This window comes from Pseudomonas sp. TE50-2, assembly GCF_040813665.1.
Lineage (GTDB): Bacteria > Pseudomonadota > Gammaproteobacteria > Pseudomonadales > Pseudomonadaceae > Aquipseudomonas > Aquipseudomonas soli.
The window spans coordinates 4,484,367-4,504,832 of record NZ_JBFNXN010000001.1; the positions used below are offsets into that span (position 1 = coordinate 4,484,367).

The 20,466-nt window shown below is 62.5% G+C and carries 18 protein-coding genes; 7 read left to right on the top strand and 11 right to left on the bottom strand.

The genetic code is table 11. The features are described 5' to 3' along the window. Window positions 1-53 precede the first annotated feature (53 nt). The gene (locus tag AAHK21_RS20515; protein WP_367858184.1) at window positions 54-800 is read left to right on the top strand and encodes an RHS repeat-associated core domain-containing protein; all 747 of its coding nucleotides are present in this window, start codon (window positions 54-56) and stop codon (window positions 798-800) included. An 18-nt stretch (window positions 801-818) separates the two neighbouring features. Here the strand turns inward: AAHK21_RS20515 and AAHK21_RS20520 are convergent, their stop codons facing one another. Further along, complete coding sequence (locus AAHK21_RS20520) at window positions 819-1,079, bottom strand: DUF2798 domain-containing protein (protein ID WP_367858185.1); 261 nt, start codon at window positions 1,077-1,079, stop codon at window positions 819-821. A 116-nt stretch (window positions 1,080-1,195) separates the two neighbouring features. Between AAHK21_RS20520 and AAHK21_RS20525 the strand changes: the two genes are divergently transcribed. Next, window positions 1,196-2,125, top strand: a complete 930-nt coding sequence (locus AAHK21_RS20525; RefSeq protein ID WP_367858186.1) for a LysR family transcriptional regulator — start codon at window positions 1,196-1,198, stop codon at window positions 2,123-2,125. Window positions 2,126-2,274: 149 nt separating this feature from the next. Further along, complete coding sequence (locus tag AAHK21_RS20530) at window positions 2,275-3,156, top strand: RHS repeat-associated core domain-containing protein (RefSeq protein ID WP_367858187.1); 882 nt, start codon at window positions 2,275-2,277, stop codon at window positions 3,154-3,156. Between the two features lie 190 nt (window positions 3,157-3,346). Here AAHK21_RS20530 and AAHK21_RS20535 read toward each other — a convergent pair whose 3' ends face one another. The 3 genes from AAHK21_RS20535 to AAHK21_RS20545 form a co-directional block, all read right to left on the bottom strand. Continuing rightward, window positions 3,347-4,609: an OmpP1/FadL family transporter gene (locus tag AAHK21_RS20535; protein WP_023632425.1), complete on the bottom strand. Its 1,263-nt coding sequence runs from the start codon at window positions 4,607-4,609 to the stop codon at window positions 3,347-3,349. 144 nt (window positions 4,610-4,753) lie between these two features. Then, window positions 4,754-5,236 (bottom strand): hypothetical protein, encoded by a 483-nt coding sequence (locus AAHK21_RS20540; RefSeq protein ID WP_046854556.1) that lies wholly within the window; start codon window positions 5,234-5,236, stop codon window positions 4,754-4,756. A 244-nt stretch (window positions 5,237-5,480) separates the two neighbouring features. Then, on the bottom strand, window positions 5,481-5,705 hold the full coding sequence (locus AAHK21_RS20545) for a hypothetical protein (RefSeq protein WP_046854557.1): 225 nt from the start codon (window positions 5,703-5,705) through the stop codon (window positions 5,481-5,483). A 939-nt stretch (window positions 5,706-6,644) separates the two neighbouring features. On the opposite strand from AAHK21_RS20545, the gene AAHK21_RS20550 reads away from it, so the two are divergent. Further along, the gene (locus tag AAHK21_RS20550; protein WP_367858188.1) at window positions 6,645-7,064 is read left to right on the top strand and encodes a tetratricopeptide repeat protein; all 420 of its coding nucleotides are present in this window, start codon (window positions 6,645-6,647) and stop codon (window positions 7,062-7,064) included. Window positions 7,065-7,274: 210 nt separating this feature from the next. Continuing rightward, window positions 7,275-8,633 carry a DNA recombination protein RmuC gene (rmuC, locus tag AAHK21_RS20555; RefSeq protein ID WP_367859011.1) on the top strand — a complete coding sequence of 453 codons (1,359 nt, stop codon included), beginning with the start codon at window positions 7,275-7,277 and terminating at the stop codon, window positions 8,631-8,633. Here rmuC and AAHK21_RS20560 read toward each other — a convergent pair. Beyond that, window positions 8,605-12,081, bottom strand: a complete 3,477-nt coding sequence (locus AAHK21_RS20560; protein ID WP_367858189.1) for a NahK/ErcS family hybrid sensor histidine kinase/response regulator — start codon at window positions 12,079-12,081, stop codon at window positions 8,605-8,607. The genes rmuC and AAHK21_RS20560 overlap by 29 nt on opposite strands. Window positions 12,082-12,212: 131 nt before the next feature. After that, entirely contained in the window at window positions 12,213-13,403 is a 1,191-nt protein-coding gene (locus tag AAHK21_RS20565; protein WP_367858190.1) for an MFS transporter, read from the bottom strand. Window positions 13,404-13,562: 159 nt separating this feature from the next. Here AAHK21_RS20565 and AAHK21_RS20570 point away from each other — a divergent pair, with 159 nt between their 5' ends. Then, window positions 13,563-14,702 carry a TDT family transporter gene (locus AAHK21_RS20570; protein ID WP_367858191.1) on the top strand — a complete coding sequence of 380 codons (1,140 nt, stop codon included), beginning with the start codon at window positions 13,563-13,565 and terminating at the stop codon, window positions 14,700-14,702. Between the two features lie 83 nt (window positions 14,703-14,785). Here the strand turns inward: AAHK21_RS20570 and AAHK21_RS20575 are convergent, their stop codons facing one another. After that, window positions 14,786-14,989, bottom strand: a complete 204-nt coding sequence (locus tag AAHK21_RS20575) for a hypothetical protein (protein ID WP_367858192.1) — start codon at window positions 14,987-14,989, stop codon at window positions 14,786-14,788. A gap of 1 nt (window position 14,990) precedes the next feature. Then, window positions 14,991-16,106, bottom strand: a complete 1,116-nt coding sequence (locus tag AAHK21_RS20580; protein WP_367858193.1) for a hypothetical protein — start codon at window positions 16,104-16,106, stop codon at window positions 14,991-14,993. 242 nt (window positions 16,107-16,348) lie between these two features. On the opposite strand from AAHK21_RS20580, the gene AAHK21_RS20585 reads away from it, so the two are divergent. Next, entirely contained in the window at window positions 16,349-18,223 is a 1,875-nt protein-coding gene (locus AAHK21_RS20585; RefSeq protein WP_367858194.1) for an MFS transporter, read from the top strand. A 16-nt stretch (window positions 18,224-18,239) separates the two neighbouring features. On the opposite strand, the gene sugE is transcribed toward AAHK21_RS20585, so the two are convergent. The 3 genes from sugE to AAHK21_RS20600 all read right to left on the bottom strand — a co-directional run bounded on the left by sugE (window position 18,240) and on the right by AAHK21_RS20600 (window position 20,456). Further along, window positions 18,240-18,557, bottom strand: a complete 318-nt coding sequence (gene sugE / locus AAHK21_RS20590) for a quaternary ammonium compound efflux SMR transporter SugE (protein WP_023631604.1) — start codon at window positions 18,555-18,557, stop codon at window positions 18,240-18,242. Between the two features lie 237 nt (window positions 18,558-18,794). Continuing rightward, window positions 18,795-19,760, bottom strand: a complete 966-nt coding sequence (locus tag AAHK21_RS20595; protein ID WP_367858195.1) for a bile acid:sodium symporter family protein — start codon at window positions 19,758-19,760, stop codon at window positions 18,795-18,797. A gap of 42 nt (window positions 19,761-19,802) precedes the next feature. Then, window positions 19,803-20,456, bottom strand: coding sequence for an HAD family hydrolase (locus AAHK21_RS20600; RefSeq protein ID WP_367858196.1), 654 nt, complete (start codon window positions 20,454-20,456; stop codon window positions 19,803-19,805). Between the last annotated feature and the right edge of the window lie 10 nt (window positions 20,457-20,466).

Genomic DNA, 20,466 nt, shown 5'->3' on the forward strand with positions numbered 1-20,466 from the left:
CTGGATTGGCGCAGCTTATTGGTAGATCGTATTGATCCGGGGTTATCGCGTCGATGAGTTCCCTACTGATATGTGACCGTCAGCAGTCGGTGCTGGCCGTGAGGGAGACTGTTAGAAGTTATACCGCCTATGGTGCGCTATCGGCGGTTGCTGGACCACGCATGGCTTATTGCGGTCAGCTCCGGGAGCCGTTCAAGGGCATCTATCACCTGGGGAATGGCCACCGATGCTTCGATCCTGCTTTGATGCGATTTCTTTCTCCAGATGCGCTGAGTCCTTTCGGTGCAGGTGGTGTTAACGCCTATGCATACTGTCAGGGGGAACCGATCAACTCCCAGGACAATAGTGGGCGAATGGGGGTTTCGAGTATCCTGCAAACAGGATACGTGGCCTGGAAGGGATCGATGCTAAATAAGCACGTATCTGCGTTGGCGGAGATGAGGAAAAATGGTGCGGGACGATTGCAACAGTCTGCTGTGGTTGTTGCAATCGTGTTAAATGGGGTGGATATAACTGCGAAAGGTGTTAAAGACTACTTTGGGCTAAGTCTACATTCGAATCAAGAAATGATGATGGCGGATGATCCGCTATTTTCGAAGTTGGGCGGTATTGATATAGGTATTTCTGTTTTTTCAGTCATTTCTGACTTTATTGCATATGCCGTGTCTCGGTCTTGCAAACATAAAAACGCTACCCAGGTGCGGAATCCTACGGGTAGTGAAGGAGGGCGCCTCGAGGCCGTCGCGCTACACAAGGAACCAGGTGAAATAGTAGGCCTCGTGCGTGAAGAAACGGTGTAAGAGCGAGGCGCATTTTTATCACTGATGGTTAACGGTTAACGCAACGAGTCGAAGGACTACCGGTCTTACGATCAGTACACAGAAAAAGGCAACTGGCATTGCCAGTTGGTAGGATTTCAGTACATTAATCAAGTAATGGGTATTGATGCCTGCATTGGCTGCGGTAATCACAAAGCACATAATAAGTGCCATGATCGCCGACATGTAAAAAGCAAAAACGTAGGGCGTTGTGCTTCGGTGCAGCTTGCGTCGGCGGCGCGGGGTAGCGAATCCAGTCATGGTACTTCCTGAACGATGGGGTGGAGGCGCAGGTTAGCAACGGCTGTGCGAGGTGCTGTAGACCTTGATTGGTGAGTTCTTTATAAAGAGAAACTTACGAATCAGTCAGGCATCCCATGGACCTACTCAATGCTATCCGCAGCTTCATCAAGGTCGTCGAGGCTGGCAGTATCGCCGGTGGAGCCCGCAGCCTGGGGCTCACTCCAGCGGCCGTTAGCCAGAACCTGGCGCGGCTCGAGACTCACCTGCAAGTACGTCTGTTGACCCGTACTACCCGCAACATGGCCCTGACCCCACCTGGCAGCTTGTACTACGAGCGTGTACGGCATATCGAGCGCGAGCTTGCCCTGGCCGAGCAGGCGGTCACCACGCCGGACAGCGAGCCCCAAGGGCGATTGTGCATCGCCTCGACCTCAGCCTTCGGCCGGCATGTGCTGGCGCCGTTGATCCCGGCATTCAGCGCCCGCTACCCGCTGCTTTCGATAGAGTTGGTGATGGCTGATCGCAAGGTCAATCACGCCCTCGAAGATGTGGATGTCAGCCTGCGCATCACCCCGCAGTTGGAAGAGCACCTGCTGGCCCGGCATATCGCCCGTATTCCATTTGTCTGCTGCGCGTCGCCTGGTTACCTGGCCAGCGCTGGCCGGCCCACCGCCCCGGAAAACCTGCAAGACCACAGTTGCCTGGTGTTCCGCTACCCGGTGGATGGGCGCTTGCTGCCCTGGGGCTTCATGCGCGACGGGCTGCGTTTCGAAGCCCGGTTCGACAGGGTATTGATCAGTGACGACATCGATGCGTTGACCCAGATGGCCCTGAACGATGGCGGCATTACTCGCCTGGCGGAATTCGTCGTGCGTCCGCACCTGGATGCCGGCCGGCTGGTGCCGTTGTTTGAAAACAATGGCGGTGGCCACGCTTATGCCCGGACTGAACCGATGGATGTCTATCTGTGCATTGCCGACCGCTTTGCGCTGACGACCAAGGTGCGTGTGTTCATGGAATATCTGCAACAGTGCCTGGGCGAACAATGGCCCGTGCAGGCATGAAAAAACGGCCACCAGGGCGGCTTTTCCTGCAGCGGTGTAATAGGTCCAGCGTGGAGCGAAAGGTGGGCTGACCTGATATTTTTGCCAGTTACCTCCGCCGCCTAGGTGATGCACGCTTGCTGAAAGATCACACTTTCGCGGAGAGCATCATGGCAATGCAAAATCTAACACTATGTGACCAGCAGCATTCAGTTCTGGCGTCGGCAGGTACTGCCCGAGGCTACACGCCTTATGGTGCATTGCCATCGGCTGCCGGGCCGCGGCTGGCCTATGTCGGCCAGCTACGTGAAGCATTGATGGGGCTTTATCACCTGGGGAATGGGTATCGAAGTTACGATCCCTGCTTGATGCGCTTTTTATCTCCGGATGCGTTGAGCCCGTTTGCAAAGGGAGGTATCAATGCGTATGCCTATTGTGCTGGAGATCCGATCAACTATCAGGATCGCAGTGGTAGGGCAAAACTTCCCAATGGCTGGGCGCCAGGTAATGGGTCAGCTCGAGTGATTACTAGTAATCCTGGTTTTGGCGGAAATGGGTCGATGACACCTTATCATTCTACCGCCCTAACCTCGACGCAAGCTTATAACTCGTCTATTGAAACTTTGACGGTAGATCCCTCGTGGCTACCTGGTCTTGCAGAGGCCTGGATATATGGGTCGGCAAGTGCAGCCGTTGGTCATACATTGGTTGGACTTAAACAGATGTTCTATAACCCCAAGGCAGCTAAGGCTAATTTTATCGCAGCAAGCGTTAATGCAGGTGGCGCCGTAATGGCATGGATGGAATATTCAACGGGGGTAAGTGGGCCTCTTCCAATGACTGTGGGTGAACAATTTTCATACGGGATTGGTTCCGGTCTTGTTGTCGGTACGCAAATTGCGAGTAGCGGCATTGCCGCTCACATGTCTTGGTCTAAGCCAAGTGCTAGTAGCGGGCAGTCGAGCGATAGTTTCGAAATGAAGGTATTTAATACCGGTGGTAGTTCTTCGACAAATAGTGAGGAGGGTGCGCTATTGCGTAGCAGCAATTGAGTTCGTTTCGGAGACGTTCAAAATCGAAGTGTTCGTCCAAACGCCGGGGACCGGGAGACGACTTTGCTGCATCAGTGCACGCTCGTTGGAGTGTGAGGTGAAGTGCATGCTCATGGATTTGAGCGATCAATGGCCTGTGCAGCATGAAAAAACCGCCATGAGGGCGGTTTTTTCATGCTGCGACAGTGACTCAGAAGCGGTAGGTCAGCGAAGCACCGACGCCGTGAGCGCTGTTTTCATACTTGGCCTGGTAGGTACCCTTGGTCGGGCTTGCCAGGTTGACCTTGGTGTCTTCCTCCCACAGGTAGGAGTAGGCCACGTCGATGGTCATGTCGTCGTTCGGGCTCCAGCCGGCACCCAGGCTGAAGATCTTGCGATCGCCAGTGGGGATGCGTGGCGAACGATCCTGGTTGTTGGTCGGCGACTGATCGACCGAGAAGCCGGTGCGCAGGGTCCACTGCTTGTTCACCTTGTAGGCCGCACCAACGGCGCCAGCCCAGGTGTCATGCCAGTTCTGCTCCTCGGTGATGGTGCCGAACTGAGCGCGCAGCGCCGCAGGTACTTCATTGTCGACGGTGATGTCCTTCAGGCGGCTCCAGCGGGTGAAGGTGGTGCCGGCGTACAGGGTCCATTGGTCGTCGAGTTCATGAGTGACCGAGAAGTCCACCGATTCGGGGGTCTTGATCTTCAGCTCGGCGTCGAACTTGCTGCCGCTGAATGGGCCGATCAGGGCGCTGTTGACCTTGGTGTTGCCTTCGAGCTTGTAGTCCACCATCGAGTGGTAGGTCAGGCCGAGGCGGGTGCGGTCGGTGGCCTGAACGAGGATACCGATGTTGTAGCCAACTGCGGTGTCGTCGCCCTTGATCTTCACTTCGCCATCGTTACGACCAGGGGTGAAGCGGTTGATGATGTTCGAACCGAGCTCACCTTTGATCTTGTTGATGGTTGGGCCGAAGCCGATCGACACCTTGTCGTTGAACGCATAGCTGATGGTGGGCTGGAAGGTCACCACTTCGACGTGGCTCTTCTTGCCCCAGTAGCGGGCGGCGTCGCCGCTGCCGTAGTCGGTCACCAGACCGAAGGGCACATACACGCCGAAACCGACAGCCCAATGGTCATCGATCGGCTTGACGTAGAAGCCCATTGGCACGCCGACGGTAGGAACCATGTCACCGTCGGTCTCTCCCCCGAGGTTGCTGCCACGGCCCGAGATATCGGACTTGGCGAAAATGGCTGCGCCGCCCACGGTTACTTCCTGACGCTTGAGGCGTGACATGCCTGCCGGGTTTCCGTAAACCGTGCTGGCATCATCGGCAGAAGAAGAACGCCCCGCAAAACCTGTTCCCATGCCGCTGACACTTTGTTCGTTCAGCGCGAAACCGCTGGCGAGCAAGTGGCTGGAAGCGAAGGCAACGGCAATACCGAGAGAGGTTTTGAGCAATACTTTTTTCATTATTAGAAACTCCTTGGGATCTCCGAGGCGGAAAGCTACCAATAAATCCCGCTCTGCGCTATAGGCTAGAACGCAGGAGATAGAGCGGTTTTGTAGGACAATCCGACCAAAATTCCGTTTATTCCGGTTGTAGGACGTGGCTGTTCAGGAGGCGTGGGTCAGCATCGGCTCGATGCATTGGTGCCAGGCGTGGGTGAAATCCCGCAGGCGCCCCTGGGGGTGGAAGGTCTGCCGCCAGATCCGCGCCAGGCCCAGTAGATCGTCGGCGGCCGGCAATGGCGTGGCCTGCTCTTCTATGAGCATCCAGGCGATGGCGGTGGCATAGCGCAGGTTGACGGTGAGTTCGAGGTGCGGGCCACCGAGAAAGGCGTGCTGGCTGGCCAGGCCGCGGACCAGGCTTGCCAGTTCGGGGTCGCGTGCGAGGTATTCGTCCCACAAAGAACTGTGACGATTCTCACCGATCCGGTAAAGCCCATGGCCGCGTCGGTCATGCAGGGCAGCGCCCAGTCCCGACTGGCTTGCGGCAACGCCCAGTAACAAAGCTTCTGCGCTGTCGCAGTGGCGGCCCAGGTAGATCAGGGTCGGTCGGATCACGTATCGACTCAACTCGTTCGCAGCGATGCCCATGATGGCCTCTTACGAAAAGGGCCGACGGGCGCTGGAGCTTGGCAGCTGGTGAGTGGTCAGGCCCGCCGGAAGCGGCAGGTGCCGCTCGAGTTGAAGTGTAGTGTGATAACAGTGGTGTAAAGGGCTGTTTTTAAATCGATTGCAGCCAGAAGGCGCGGAGCATATGCCCGCTGGCGATTAAGCCAATTACCTTCAGGCTGGCGCGTGCAGGGTGTATTCATGGGGTGAATCACCTGCCATTCATTCATGCGGTCAACGACTGGCGCGCACGCTCGATCACGGCCTGCAGCGGCTCGGCCCGGTTGTATTGTTCCGGATAGAGGCGCTCGCTGTGGCAAGCCACACCGTATTCGTCGACCAGGGTGAAGCTGAAGCTGCCCTTGCGTGGGGCAACGATAAGGCACTTGAGTGGAGCGAAGGCCTGGGAAAGGGTGCCAAAGGCAGCCTGGATTTGTTGATGGTTACTCATATTGTTGGATGTTCCTGCGTAAGACACGGTGTTTGATCCGTGCACAATAGAAACGTTCCAGTGACGTCTTTATTAAGGAGACGCAGAACCTGACTGGAACAGGGCAGCCAGAGGGGCGCATGCAATAAGTGGCGCTGGGCTGACTGGTAGGTACGACAGAAGGCAGGCAGCACACCGACACCAAGGTTCTGGGCGTCGGGGAAGATCCTGATCAATCTGAAAACGTGATTCGTGCTGGGCAAGGGTTTGCCGAGTGAATCATCGAATGGGCCGGTCCCGATGGGGCAGCGCCTGCTCGTCTTGAGCGCCGGGCTGTAGGGACTAAGTGGCCAGAATGACTTCAGCTGGGTACTAACAGGGCGCAACCCTACGCGAACATACAAGTGTTGGCAAGCTTTTATTTTCTTGCGGGAAGCCGACCATTATGTCGCCTATTGCACCTGCTGTGAAGAGGGGCAAATGCCCCGGCAATCGCCTGGATGTGCTGTTTTCGGGCGCGGTCGTGCCGTTTGTTGGTGCACTTGTACACACTCGCCCGGAGACTTGTAACGCACTTGCAACATCCTGTGGAAGGCTCGCCAATGACTTGACTGGGGGCTTAAGTCAATGAAAAAAAACACTAATTTTTGCTGGTGAAAAAATCGACAGTTTGACTGAAAGCCCCATTTCACAGGGGTTTGCGGGCTGCCTCCAAGGGTTGTCCACCGAGTTATCCACAGGTTCTGTGGATTGTCCCGGGCGCTTGCTCTAGGACGGGCGTGCCAGCTGTTTCATCGATTGTCCGACAATTGGTGGCGCGGTCTGGCATGGGCATTTTCACCGCGAAAACGTCAAGAAAAAAACATCGAAAAAAATGTCGATCAGCCGAAAGTCGCCCGGGCCAGTTTGCAAAAAATCGAGTAGAGTGGCGCGCCTCTCGAGTCACCCTTGCTGTTGGTCATGAAGCTTCGCGGTAAACACTTCGCCAGTCCTGATGCCTCTCCATCGCTGCCGTCCCCCAAGCGCTTTTCCCTGAAAGTGGCCCTGTGGCTGCTCGACAGCCCGCGCCTGGGCGACAAACCCAGCGTCAAGCACCTGGCCGGGCGCATGCTCAAGCAACCGGCGCGCCAGGGCGTGGTGGTGGCGCAAAGCCGCCTGGGGCAGATGCTCTGCCGGGATTGCGGCAATGCCCGCGACCGGCGTATCGGTCATGAACTGTTGCGTCAGGCGGCGCGTGCCGGCGACCGTCGGGCCCAGCTGGAGTTTGGCCGATTGTGCCAGGCCCAGGAGCCTGAACAGGCACGTTACTGGTTGGAGCTGGCAGCGGGGCAGGGTTCGCAGGAGGCGCGGCGGCTGTTGCGTCAGTGGTTCCCCGCCTGAACAGGCGCGGGCTTGCCCGCGACAGGGCTGCACAGGCAACCGCGTCAGCAGCCTGATAAGCTGCGCAGCATCAATCAGTGTTCGATCGGGGTAGGCATGACAGTGGATCTGACCAGCATTCTGCTGGGCTTGGTGGCAGGTGCCGTGCCTTGCCTGGGCTGGGTCATGCAGGTACAGCGCGGCCAGGGTGCGCGCAAGGCCGAGCAAGCGTTGCTTGCAGAGCGCCTTGCCGCCGCGCAGTTGGCCCAGGCCAGCCTGCAGGCGCAGCTGGAGGCTAGCCGTGACGAGATCAGCGACCTCAGCGAGGCCAACACCGTCAAGCAGACCCAGCTCGCCGCCCAGGGGCGTGAGCTGGAGTTGCTGCAGATCGACCGCGACAACAGCCGCGACGCCGCCCACGCCTGGCACCTCGAGCGCGCCAACCGTGAGGCGGAGCTGCGCCGCCTGGAGGCGCAGGCCGCACGGCTGGAGGCCGAGTTGCGCGAGCAGCAGGAAAGCCACCAGCAACGCCTGGAAGACTTGCAGGAAGCCCGCGACACCCTGCGCGCCCAGTTCGCCGACCTGGCCACCAGGATCTTCGATGAGCGCGAACAACGCTTCGCCCAGACCAGCCAGCAGCACCTGGGCCAATTGCTCGACCCGCTCAAGGAGCGCATCCAGGCGTTCGAAAAGCGTGTCGAGGAAAGCTACCAGCAGGAAGCCCGTGAGCGGTTCTCCCTGGGCAAGGAGCTCGAGCGCCTGCAGCAGCTCAATCTGCGCCTGTCCGACGAAGCCACCAACCTTACCCAGGCACTCAAGGGCCAGAAGACCCAGGGCAACTGGGGCGAACTGATCCTGGAGCGGGTGCTGGAGCACGCGGGGCTGGAGAAGGGCCGCGAGTACCAGACCCAGGTCAGCCTCAAGAGCGCCGACGGCGAGCGGTTCCAGCCCGACGTGCTGATCATGCTGCCGGGCGACAAGCAGGTGGTGGTCGATGCCAAGGTCAGCCTCACCGCCTACCAGCAGTTTGTCGGCAACAACGACGAGGCTGCGCTGAAGCAGCATGTGCAGTCGCTGCGCAATCACGTCAAGGGGTTGTCGAGCAAGGACTACAACCGCCTGGAGGGCCTGCACAGCCTCGATTTCGTGCTGTTGTTCGTGCCCATCGAGGCGGCCTTCTCGGCGGCGCTGCAGGCCGAGCCCAACCTGTTCCAGGAGGCCTTCGACCGGCAGATCGTGATCGTCAGCCCGACCACCTTGCTGGCCACCCTGCGGGTGATCGACAGCCTGTGGAAACAGGAACGCCAGGGGCAGAACGCCCGCGAGATCGCCGAGCGCGCCGGCTGGCTGTACGACAAGTTCGTGCTGTTCATCCAGGACCTGGACGAGCTCGGCACCCGCCTGGCCCAGGTCGACAAGGCCTACGCCGCGGCACGCAACAAGCTGTGCGAGGGGCGCGGCAACCTGGTCAGCCGCAGCGAGCAGCTCAAGCTGCTCGGCGCACGGGCCAGCAAGAGCCTGCCGGCCGAGCTGGTCGAGCGCGCCCTGAGCGACGAGGTCCTTACTGAACCAGGCTCAGATGCCGATTGAGCAGGGCGCGCAGGGCTGCCGGCTTGACCGGCTTGGCCAGGTAGTCCAGGCCCGCGGCATGGACCAAGGCGATGGTCTCGTTGCGCCCGTCGGCGCTGATCACCACGCCGGGCACCGGCTCGCCCAGACGCGCCCGTAGCCAACCCATCAGCCCGGTGCCGGTCTCGCCGTCATCCAGGTGGTAGTCCACCAACGCCAGGTGCGGGCGCAAGCCCTTGCCGAGCAGGGCCTCGCATTCGGCCTGGTTGCGCGCGGTCCACACCTGGCAGCCCCAGCGGCTGAGCAGGCTGTTCATGCCGATGAGGATGCTGTCTTCGTTGTCCACGCACAGCACCTGCAGCCCGGCCAGCGGCTGGCCGGCCTGTTCCACGGGGGCGGGCGCTGCGGGCGCGGGGCTGCGGGCGATGGGCACGCTGACGCGGAACACGCTGCCCTTGCCCGGCCAGGACCGTACCTCCAGCGCGTGCCCGAGCACCCGGCACAAACCATCGGCGATCGCCAGGCCCAGCCCCAGGCCTTTCTCGGCGCGGGTCTGGTGGCTGTCCAGGCGCTTGAACTCCTGGAAGATCACCGCCAGCTTGTCGTCGGCGATGCCGGGGCCGCGGTCCCATACTTCCAGCCACAGGCTTTCACCCTTGCGTCGGGCGCCGAGCAGGATCGGGCCTTTGCCGTAGCGCAGGGCGTTGGTGAGGAAGTTCTGCAGCACCCGGCGCAGCAGCTTCATGTCGCTGTCGACGCGCAGGCGGCTGCCGCGCAGGCGGAACTCCAGGCCTTTTTCGGCGGCCAGTACCTTGAACTCGGTACCGAGGGTATCGAACAGCTCGTTGAGGGCAAAGGGCTTGATGTCGGGGGTGACCTTGCCGTTCTCCAGGCGCGAGATGTCGAGCAGGTCGCTGATCAGCTCTTCGGCCGAGCGCAGCGAACTGTCCATGTGCCGCACCAGTTGCCGGGCTTCGTCGTTCATGCCCTCGGCTTGTTGCGACAGGGCGGCGGAGAACAGCCGGGCGGCATTGAGCGGTTGCATCAGGTCGTGACTGACGGCGGCAAGGAAGCGGGTCTTGGACTGGCTGACCGCCTCGGCGCGGCTCTTGGCCTCGGTCAACGCCTGGTTCAGCTGCGACAGCTCGTGGGTACGCTCGGCGACCCGCTGCTCCAGCCCCTCGTTGGAGTCGCGCAGGGCCTGCTCGGCTTCGCGGAATGGGGTGATGTCGGTGAAACTCATGACGAAGCCGCCGCCGGGCATCGGGTTGCCGATCAGTTCGATCACCCGGCCATTGGGGAACAGCCGTTCGGAGGAATGGGCGCGGCCCTGGCGCATCCAGTGCAGGCGCCGCGCCACATGCACCTGGGCCTCGCCCGGGCCGCACAGGCCGCGTTCGGCGTTGTAGCGGATGATGTCGGCGATCGGCCGGCCGACGCTGATCAGCCCGTCGGGGTAGTTGAACAGTTCGAGGTAGCGGCGGTTCCAGGCCACCAGGTGCAGGTTCTGGTCGACCACGCTGATGCCCTGGTTGATGTTCTCGATGGCCCCCTGCAGCAGCGCACGGTTGAACTGCAGCACCTCGCTGGCTTCGTCGGCGATGCGCACCACGTCTTCGAGCTGCATGTCGCGGCCTTCGATGGCGGCCTTGACCACGGCGCGGGTCGAAGAGGTGCCGAGCACGCCGGCCAGCAGCCGCTCGGTGTGCTCGATCCAGTCGCCGTCGGCGTTCTGGTTGGGGTTGAAGCCCTTGCCCTGGCGGTAGGCGAAGCGGATGAAGCTTTGCCGGGCGCGCTCTTCGCCGACGAAACGCGCGGCGAGCTTGAGCAGGTCGTCGATCTGCACCGCCAGCAACGGCTTGCTGGAGGGACGGGCGCTGGTCTGCTGGCCGATGAAGCGCCCGGCCTGCCAGTGCTCGGAAACTCGCGTGCGCGACAGGATCGAGACCCAGGCAAACAGGGTGAAGTTGCCCGCCAGCGACAGCACCACGCCCTGGGTCAGCGGGGTGATCGGCAGGTTGAGCGGGTTGCCGTGCAGCCAGGCCAGGCCCGGGAACAGTTGCAGCGACCAGCCCAGGCTGTGGGCGGCGATAGGCAGGACCAGGGTGTAGAACCACAGGAAGATGCCGGCGGCAAGGCCCGCGAACACGCCGCGGCGGTTGGCCTGTTTCCAGTACAGCGCGCCGAGCATGGCCGGGGTCAGCTGGGTGACCGCGGCGAAGGCGATCTGGCCGATGGTCGCAAGGCTCGCGGTGGAGCCGAGCAGGCGGTAGCTGACATAAGCCAGCAGCAGGATCACCACGATGGTCACCCGGCGCACCGAGAGCATCCAGTGGCGGAACACCTCGAACGGTCGCTCGGCGTTGTTGCGGCGCAGCAGCCAGGGCAGCAGCATGTCGTTGGAGACCATGGTCGACAGCGCCACGGCCTCGACGATGACCATGCCGGTGGCCGCCGAGGCGCCGCCGATGAACGCCAGCAGGGCCAGGCTCGGGTGCGCCTCGGCCAGCGGCAGGCTGATCACGAAGGAGTCGGAGATCACCGTGCCCGGCAGCAGCATCTGCCCGGCCAGGGCGATGGGCACCACGAACAGCGCGGCCAGGGCCAGGTACAGCGGGAACACCCAGCGCGCCAGGCGCATGTCCTGGGGCTCGATGTTCTCCACCACGGTGACGTGGAACTGCCGGGGCAGGCAGATGATCGCCATCATCGCCACGGCGGTCTGCACCACCATCGACGGCCAGTTGATGGTCTCTTCCCAGTAGTCGTTCAGGTGCACGGATTGTCGGGCCTGGGTGAACAGGTCGTCGAAGCCGTCGTACAGGTTGAACACCACGAAGGCGCCCACGGCAAGGAAGGCCAGCAGCTTGACCAACGATTCGAAAGCGATTGCCAGGACCATGCCGCGGTGGTGCTCGGTGACGTCCAGGCTGCGGGTGCCGAAGACGATGGCGAACAGCGCCAGCACCAGCGACACCACCAGCGCGGTGTCCTGCACGCGGCTGCCGGTGGCGTCGGCGTTGGCGCCGATCAGCAGGTTCACCCCCAGCACGATGCCCTTGAGCTGCAGGGCGATGTACGGCAGCACGCCGACCAGGCAGATCAGCGCCACGACCACCGCGAGGCTCTGCGACTTGCCGTAGCGGGCAGCGATGAAGTCGGCGATGGAGGTGATGTTCTGCTGCTTGCTGATCAGCACCATCTTCTGCAGCACCCAGGGCGCGAAGATGAGCAGCAGCACCGGGCCCAGGTAGATGGGCAGGAACGCCCAGAGCTGCTCGGCGGCCTGGCCGACCGCGCCGAAGAAGGTCCAGCTGGTGCAGTACACCGCCAGCGACAGGCTGTACACCCAGGCGCGCAGGCGCGGCGGCAACGGCGTGCTGCGGCGGTCGCCGTAGAAGGCGATGGCGAACATGATGGCCATATAGGCCAGGGCGACCACGGCGATCAGCCCGCTGGACAACGACATGCAAACTCCGGAGCAAAAAAGACAACGCGGTCCCGATCAATCAGTCTGGCACGCAGGGCGCGGTTCGTCAGCGCCGACGATGGTCGCAGTGGCAGGACGTCGCAGGCCCCGCGATGGGCCAGTATTGCCAACTAAGCCTGGCGGGCCCTGCGTGTGCCCAACCAGTAGAACACCGCCGCCAGTATCACCGACCCGATCAACAGGTAGAACACTGTCACCGGCACCACATGCCCCAGCGCCAGGCCTACCAGGATAGGCCCGAGCCCAGCGCCGAGGTTGGAGAGGTTCTGCGCGCCATAATAAACCCCGCGCAGATGCTCCGGCGCGATCAGGTCGATGAACATGAACTCGGCCGGAATCACGATGATCTCGCCCAGGGTGAACACCAGCATGGCCAGGCACCACGCCGGTGCCGAAGCTGCCACGGAGAACCCCAGCAGCCCGGCAGCGAACATGGCCATGCCAGCCATCAGCCAGGGCATCAGGTGCTGCCGGGTGATGCGTCGGCCGATCAGGTATTGCAGGCCGATCACTGACAGGGCATTGGTGGTGACCAGGTAGCCGGCCAGACGCGCCACCTCGGCGGGATCGTTCAGGGTCACCACCAGGTACTGCGAAAGGTAGGCGGTGAACTGGCCGAACACCACGGCACTGAGCACGCCGCCCAGGGTGAAGCACACCAGGCGCCGGTCGCGCAGCATGCCCAGGGCGACCTGGGCGAACCCCGCTGCCGGCCTGTCCTCGCGCAGGCTCAGCAGGCTGCGCTCGCCAAGGCGGTAATAGACCAGGCTCAGGCCGAGGCCGATCAGGGCGGAAACCACGAACGGCAGGTGGTCGTCCGCCTCGATCAGCAGTACACCCAGCATCGGCCCCGCGGCCCAGGCGATGTTGTTGAAGGTGTACTTGATGGCGAACACTTCGCCGCGTCTGTTCTCTGGCAGCAGGGCGCAGAACCCGGCCTTGGCGGCAATGTCGACCACGGTCTGGGCCAGGTAGGCCATCACCAGGAAGCAGAAGAACAGCGTCGCCGAAGTGCTGGCCACGATGCCGAGGAAGGCCAGGGCGAACACCAGGGTGCAGGTGACGATCAGCGTATGGCTGCGCAGGGTGTCGACCAGGTGTCCGCCATAGAGGCTGAGCATGGATGCCAGGAGCATCGCGCCGCCGACCAACAGGCCGGTCTGGCCAACCGACAGGCCCAAGTGCGTTGACAGGTACACCACCAGATAGGGCAGGGTGATGGCCCGGGCCGTGGTCAAGGTGAAGGTGGTGAACAACAGCAGGCGAACCGCAGCGGGGTAGCCTTTCAGGGCGCGGAGCATCGACTGATCCTTGTCATTGTCAGCGGTCAAGCATATGCCAGGAGCCGGTCTGGCTGCTATATCTTTAAAATCGATAACAGATAGAGAAATTACCCGTTATATAGATATTCTTTGCAGGCATAAGATATCTCTACCTTACACAAGGGCAGGAGACACCTTATGCCATGCACCCAGACCCGCGCGCCTTCCTGGCGCCCGTTCAGCCAGTTGGCCCACCCCCGCGAAGTGATCCGCCAGTTCACCCCCAACTGGTTCGCCGCGACCATGGGTACCGGCGTGCTGGCCCTGGCCTTCCATCAGGTCCAGGTGCCGGGGTTGGACAGCGTGGCCGAGGGCCTGTGGTGGCTGACCATCGGCCTGTTTACCCTGTTCTGTGTCCTGTACGGCGCCCGCTGGGTAATGTTCTTCGATGAGGCGCGGCGGATTTTCGCGCACTCCACCGTGTCGATGTTCTTCGGCACAATCCCCATGGGCCTGGCCACCATCCTCAACGGTGCCCTGGTATTCGGCTTGGCGCGCTGGGGCGAGGGCGTGGTGCCGTGGGTTGAGATGCTTTGGTGGCTGGACGTGGGCCTGGCGCTGCTATGCGGCGTGGCGATTCCCTACCTGATGTTCACCCGCCAGGAGCACAGCATCGACCAGATGACTGCGGTGTGGCTGCTGCCAGTGGTGGCTGCGGAGGTCGCCGCCGCCAGTGGCGGGCTGCTGGCGCCGCACCTGGTGGATGCGCACCGGCAGTTCCTGGTGGTGATCACCAGCTATGTGATGTGGGCGGTTTCGCTGCCGGTGGCGTTCAGCATCCTCACCATCCTCATGTTGCGCATGGCCCTGCACAAACTGCCGCCGGCCAACATGGCCGCCTCCAGCTGGCTGGCGCTCGGTCCGATCGGCACCGGCGCGCTGGGCATGCTGGTGCTCGGTGGCGATGCGCCAGCGGTGTTCGCCGCCAATGGCCTGGGCGGTCTGGGCGAGGTGGCGCGTGGGCTGGGGCTGGTGGCCGGGATCGTACTGTGGGGCGCCGGGTTGTGGTGGTTGCTGACGGCGGTGCTGATCACCCTGCGCTACATGCGCCAGGGCATGCCGTTCAACCTGGGCTGGTGGGGGTTCACCTTCCCGCTTGGGGTGTACTGCCTGGCCACGCTGAAGTTGGCGGCCTGGCTGCAGTTGAGTTTCTTCAGCGTATTCGGCCAGGTGCTGGTGGTGGCCCTGGCCATACTCTGGGCGCTGGTGGCCAGCCGAACCTTGCGCGGGGCCTGGCGCGGCGAGCTGTTCGTGTCGCCGTGCATTGCCCAGCGCTGAGCGGCTTCACAGGTTAGGGGTGTAGTCGAAGGCGCTGGTGGCTTGGTCATCGGTGAACGGGGTGACGGCCGAATGCTTGTTCATCACGCTGTTGACCAGCGACCCTGGGAACCAGCCTGCTCCTGCAGCGCATCGAGGACCTTGGTCTTCTGCCGCTCATAAGTCAGCACATCGGCCCAGGCGCGTTTGACGCGGTTATGGTTACCGACGATGCCGTTGTACAGGCTGATGACGATCAGCGGTACGCCGATCAATACGGCCAGCAGGATAAGGGCGAAAAGGTCCATGTCAGTGCTCCGTCTGGATCTGTACCGGGGTAGGTAGATTGAAATTGTCGTCGTGCTGCTCGGCCAGTGTGTGCACGGCGTCGAGCAATGCGGTGAGCTGCGGCAGGTGCACGCCGTGCTCGATCAGCAAGCGGAAATCGCTCGTGCGGGTCAGCTCGCAAGTCAGCTTGAAGCCGAGCGGGTTGTTGTTGCAGCTCAGGCACAGATGCCCGTTCTGCGAGAACTCCAGGTTGGGCGTCTCAAGCTGGCGATGCATATCGATCAGGTGCAGTACCGTCACCGGCTTTGCGAAGCGGGCGCACGCCATGACCGTGCTGCCGGTGAGGCTGAAGGCACGGTCGAAGTCGTTCGATGCGGTCTTGAAACGGTGTTCCAGGTCGACCATGGATGAGCGGCCGCCACTACCACCGCCCAGGGCTATGCCCTGCACCCAGGGGAAGTCGATCACCAGGCTGTAGCGATCGTATTCCTGATAGGAGGTCACGGTTTTTGAGTTCGTGCCGCCCTTGCCATCGGACTCGGTCTCCTGGTGGCTCTGTTTGTCCACGTAATGCAGGTGGTACCAGCGGTAGTTGAAGCTATGCAGCCGGCCCTGATAGTGGCCCTGCACGGCGCGGCGCAGGAAGCGTTTGTGATTGCCGCGCACGTAGTCGCGAAACTCGGCTTGCAGGCCTTTGAGTAATTGGCCATCGGTCACTGGGATTTCCTGCAGACCGGCGGTGATCAGGCTGGAGCGCTCGGCCAGGTCGTGGGCAAGGTTGGGAATGAGCTTCTTGCGCTGGTAAAGGACAATCAGGCTGAAAACCGCAGCACCGAGCAGGCCGAGCGTGAGGTTGGAAACGAGCTGCGGCAAGCTCTGACCCAGCACCTTGGCCAGCGGCACCAGCATAGGCTCGTACGCTTGCAGGTAGCCGGTGATGCTGGCAATACCCAGTGGCCCACAGAGCAGGGCGATTAGCCAGGGTAGCCGGTTGTCGAACTGCATGTTGCCGTAAAAGGCGGCCATGGCGTCCACGGCGGCCAGCAGTTCCTGCTTGGTTGTGGCGGTGCGTGCGGTGTGGCTGGCCGCCCGCAGGGTGCGCTTGAGCCGCGTGTTGTGGGTGTTTGGTTGAATCAATGGCTGGCCTTCGTCCCTGTGCATCACGACCCGAGGGCCGCATCTTCCGTGTTGGTGAGGGGCGGCAGTCTGCCAGTTTCGCGGTTGCCGTTCCATTGCACTGGTCGCATTGCTGGCGAGCTGGCTGCTACAGCGACCGGGCTAGGCAACGGGCTTGCCTTTATCGTGCATTCCCGTGCAGATTTGTGGCTTCGGGCGCTGAGCGTGCCTCCAATGACAAAGCCCAACCAGGTACAAGGACGATGAGTCACCCCTCGCAATTCACCCTGCTCGGCAAGCGGCGCTTCCTGCCGTTCTTCATCACCCAGTCGCTGGGTGCCTTCAACGACAACCTGTTCAAGCAGTCGCTGATCCTGGCGATCCTCTACAAGCTGAGCCTGGAAGGCGACCGCTCGATCTGGGTCAACCTGTGTGCCTTGCTGTTCATCCTGCCGTTCTTCCTGTTCTCGGCACTGGCCGGGCAGTTCGGCGAGAAGTTCGCCAAGGACCGCCTGATCCGTGCGATCAAGCTGGCCGAGATCGTCATCATGGCCATCGGCGCGACCGGTTTCGTCACCCATCATCTGGAACTGATGCTGGTGGCGCTGTTCGCCATGGGCACTCACTCGGCGCTGTTCGGCCCGGTGAAGTACTCGATCCTGCCCCAGGCCCTGCGTGAGGAGGAACTGGTGGGCGGCAACGGCCTGGTGGAGATGGGTACCTTCCTGGCGATCCTGGCCGGCACCATCGGCGCCGGTATGCTGATGTCCTCCAGCCAGTACGCGGTACTGGCCGCCGCCGGGGTGGTGGGCACCGCGGTGCTGGGCTACCTGGCCAGCCGCTGGATCCCCCGCGCCGCCGCCGCCGCGCCACAGATGAAACTTGACTGGAACATCTTCAAGCAGTCCTGGCTGACCCTGCGCCTGGGCCTGGGCCAGACCCCGGCGGTATCGCGCTCGATCGTCGGCAACTCGTGGTTCTGGTTCGTCGGCGCGATCTACCTCACGCAGATCCCGGCCTACGCCAAGGACTGGCTGCACGGCGACGAGACCGTGGTCACCCTGGTGCTGACCCTGTTCTCGGTAGGCATCGCCGTCGGTTCGCTGCTGTGCGAGCGCCTCAGCGGGCGCAAGGTGGAGATCGGCCTGGTGCCGTTCGGCTCGTTCGGCCTGACCCTGTTCGGCCTGCTCTGGTGGTGGCATTCGGGGGATGTCCCGGTCGGTGCCGTGCCCCATGACTGGCTGGCCTTGCTGGGCATGAGCCAGGCCTGGTGGATCATGCTGTCGATCGTCGGCCTGGGTATTTTCGGCGGCTTCTACATCGTGCCGCTGTACGCGCTGATCCAGGCGCGCACCGCGGAGGGCGAGCGGGCCCGGGTGATCGCCGCCAACAACATCCTCAACGCGCTGTTCATGGTGGTGTCGGCGATCATCACCATCGTCCTGTTGAGCCTGGCCAAGCTGAGCATCCCGCAGCTGTTCCTGGTGGTGTCGCTGCTCAACATCGCGGTCAATGCCTACATCTTCCGCATCGTGCCGGAATTCACCATGCGCTTCCTGATCTGGCTGCTCAGCCACTCGATGTACCGGGTCGAGCACCGTGAGTTGCAGCGCATTCCCGACGAAGGCGCGGCGTTGCTGGTATGCAACCATGTGTCGTTCGTCGATGCGCTGCTGATCGGCGGCGCCATCCGCCGGCCGATCCGGTTTGTCATGTACTACAAGATCTACAACCTGCCGGTGCTCAACTTCGTGTTCCGCACCGCGGGCGCCATCCCCATTGCCGGGCGCGGCGAGGACGAGGCCACCTACGAGCGCGCCTTCGCCCGCATCGCCCGGTACCTGGCCGATGGCGAGCTGGTGTGCATCTTCCCTGAGGGCAAGCTGAGCGCGGATGGTGAGATCGATGTGTTCAAGGGCGGGGTGAACCGCATCCTGCAGGAGACGCCGGTGCCGGTGATACCGTTGGCGTTGCAGGGGTTGTGGGGCAGCTTCTTCAGCCGTGACCCGAACAAAGGCTTCTTCAAGCGCCTGTGGTCGCGGGTGACCCTGGTGGCCGGCGCCGCCATCCCGGTGGAGGCGGCGCAGCCCGAGGCGCTGCGCGAGCAGGTGAGCCTGCTGCGCGGCGACGTTCGCTAGGGGTAACGGAGGAAGGTCAGCTGGCGCTGACCTTCAGGCCGACCAGGCCGGTGATGATCAGGGCGACACTGGCCAGGCGGATCAGCGCCATGGATTCGCCGAACAGGATGATCCCGGCGATCACCGTGCCGACCGCGCCAACGCCGGTCCAGATAGCATAGGCGGTGCCCAGCGGCAGCTCCTTCATGGCCAGGCCCAGCAGGCCGAGGCTGATGACCATGGCGCCGACCGTCAGGACGGTGGGCAGGGGGCGGGTGAAGCCGTCGGTGTATTTGAGGCCGACAGCCCAGCCGACTTCGAACAGGCCGGCGAAGAACAGGATGATCCAGGACATGGTGAGTCTCCATCGTTATCAAAGATGGGGCCGTCCCCGGTATGTTCACGCACAGCGTCGTGAGGCCGTCCTCACAGTGCGCACTATAGTGCCCATTTGCCGAGGCTGGGGCAAGTTTCAAGGATCGGTGGTTGCCTCATCGCCGGCAAGCCGGCTCCCACAGGGTTAGCGCATGGCTGGCTTCATGCGCTCGGTGTGGGAGCCGGCTTGCCGGCGATGAGGCCGGGGCAGGCAACATCAATTTCTGGCAGATACGATGTTCTCAACCTCGGGCTCAGGCTCCTCCATCCGCCGGAACCACGTCGACAGCAAAGCCCCGGAGATGTTGTGCCATACGCTGAACAGCGCACTGGGCACCGCGGCCAGGGGTGAGAAGTGCGCTGACGCCAGGGCCGCGCCCAACCCGGAGTTCTGCATGCCCACCTCCAGTGCCAGCGCCTTGCGCTGGGCCAGCGGCAGCTTGCACAGCTTGCCGGTCAGGTAGCCCAGCAGGAAGCCGAAGCTGTTGTGCAGCACCACCACCGCCATGATCAGCAGCCCCGATTCGGCGATCTTCGCCTGGCTGACCGCCACCACCGCGCAGACGATCATCACGATGCTTACCACCGATACCAGCGGCAGCACCTGTACCGCCAAGTGCACCCGGGCGCCGAGCAGGCGCTGGGCGAGCACGCCGAGCACGATCGGCAGCATCACCAACTGCAGGATCGACCAGAACATGTCCATGAACGAAACCGGCAGCCACGCCGAGGCGAGGAACCAGATCAGCGCCGGGGTGAGCAGCGGGGCGAGCAGGGTGGTCACCGCGGCGATCGCCACTGCCAGTGCCAGGTCGCCCCTGGACAGCCACACCATGACGTTCGACGCCGTGCCGCTCGGGCAGCAGCCGACCAGGATCACGCCCACGGCGATTTCCGGCGGCAGCTGGAACAGCTGGCACAGCAGCCAGGCCACCCCGGGCATGATCACGAAATGCGCCACGACCCCCAGCGCCACCCGCCAGGGCTGGCGGGCGACGGCGGCGAAGTCGTCGAGCTTGAGGGTCAGGCCCATGCCGAACATCACCAGGCCCAGCAGCGGCACGATGGCGACCTTGAGGGCGATGAACCACTGTGGCTGAAGGAAGGCCAGGCAGGCGAACACCAGCACCCACAGGGCGAAGGTGTTGCCGACGAAGCGGCTGAGGGCGGCGAGGGCACGCATGGGGCAATCCTTGTTGTTCTGTTCAGGTGCCCCCGATCATACTCAAGACCAGCTCAGAATGGGCCAGCCGTTGGTTTGCGCGTGCTCGCGCAGCACCGGGTCCGGGTTGACCACATGGGGGTGATCCACCTTCAGCAACAGCGGCAGGTCGTTGCGCGAGTCGGAATAGAAGCTCGCGCCCTCGAGGTTTTCCTGTTCCTGGTCGAGCCACTCCAGCAGTCGGGTGATCTTGCCCTCGCGGTAGGTGAGCACGCCGTGGGTCTTGCCGGTGAACACGCCATTGACCGCTTCCAGTTCGATGGCGAGGTATTCGTCCACGCCCAGGCGCGCCGCGATCGGGCCGACCAGGTGAGCACCGCTGGCCGAGATGATCAGGATCCGGTCGCCACGCTGGCGGTGCTCGGCGATGCAGCGGCAGGCATCACCGTAGATGATCGGCTCGATCACATCCTCGACCCAGGGCTCGACCAGGTGCTCCACCTCTTCCAGGGTGCGCCCGGCAATCGGCTCCAGGCTGAAGGCCATGTAGTCCTCCATCTGCAGGTGGCCTTTGCCGTAGGCTTCCATCAGTTCATGGTCGCGCTTGAGGAAACTCTTGCCGTCGACCCAGCCCAGTCGGGCCATTTGCTCGCTCCACAACGACGCGCAGTCGCCGTGGATGAGGGTTTCGTCCAGATCGAAAATTGCCAGTGCCATGCGTTGAATC

Coding starts and splice junctions, on each gene's coding strand:
- AAHK21_RS20515 (WP_367858184.1), top strand. CDS start 54: ATGAGTTCCCTACTGATATGTGACCGTCAGCAGTCGGTGCTGGCCGTG.
- AAHK21_RS20520 (WP_367858185.1), bottom strand. CDS start 1,079: ATGACTGGATTCGCTACCCCGCGCCGCCGACGCAAGCTGCACCGAAGC.
- AAHK21_RS20525 (WP_367858186.1), top strand. CDS start 1,196: ATGGACCTACTCAATGCTATCCGCAGCTTCATCAAGGTCGTCGAGGCT.
- AAHK21_RS20530 (WP_367858187.1), top strand. CDS start 2,275: ATGGCAATGCAAAATCTAACACTATGTGACCAGCAGCATTCAGTTCTG.
- AAHK21_RS20535 (WP_023632425.1), bottom strand. CDS start 4,609: ATGAAAAAAGTATTGCTCAAAACCTCTCTCGGTATTGCCGTTGCCTTC.
- AAHK21_RS20540 (WP_046854556.1), bottom strand. CDS start 5,236: ATGGGCATCGCTGCGAACGAGTTGAGTCGATACGTGATCCGACCGACC.
- AAHK21_RS20545 (WP_046854557.1), bottom strand. CDS start 5,705: ATGAGTAACCATCAACAAATCCAGGCTGCCTTTGGCACCCTTTCCCAG.
- AAHK21_RS20550 (WP_367858188.1), top strand. CDS start 6,645: ATGAAGCTTCGCGGTAAACACTTCGCCAGTCCTGATGCCTCTCCATCG.
- AAHK21_RS20560 (WP_367858189.1), bottom strand. CDS start 12,081: ATGTCGTTGTCCAGCGGGCTGATCGCCGTGGTCGCCCTGGCCTATATG.
- AAHK21_RS20565 (WP_367858190.1), bottom strand. CDS start 13,403: ATGCTCCGCGCCCTGAAAGGCTACCCCGCTGCGGTTCGCCTGCTGTTG.
- AAHK21_RS20570 (WP_367858191.1), top strand. CDS start 13,563: ATGCCATGCACCCAGACCCGCGCGCCTTCCTGGCGCCCGTTCAGCCAG.
- AAHK21_RS20575 (WP_367858192.1), bottom strand. CDS start 14,989: ATGGACCTTTTCGCCCTTATCCTGCTGGCCGTATTGATCGGCGTACCG.
- AAHK21_RS20585 (WP_367858194.1), top strand. CDS start 16,349: ATGAGTCACCCCTCGCAATTCACCCTGCTCGGCAAGCGGCGCTTCCTG.
- sugE (WP_023631604.1), bottom strand. CDS start 18,557: ATGTCCTGGATCATCCTGTTCTTCGCCGGCCTGTTCGAAGTCGGCTGG.
- AAHK21_RS20595 (WP_367858195.1), bottom strand. CDS start 19,760: ATGCGTGCCCTCGCCGCCCTCAGCCGCTTCGTCGGCAACACCTTCGCC.
- AAHK21_RS20600 (WP_367858196.1), bottom strand. CDS start 20,456: ATGGCACTGGCAATTTTCGATCTGGACGAAACCCTCATCCACGGCGAC.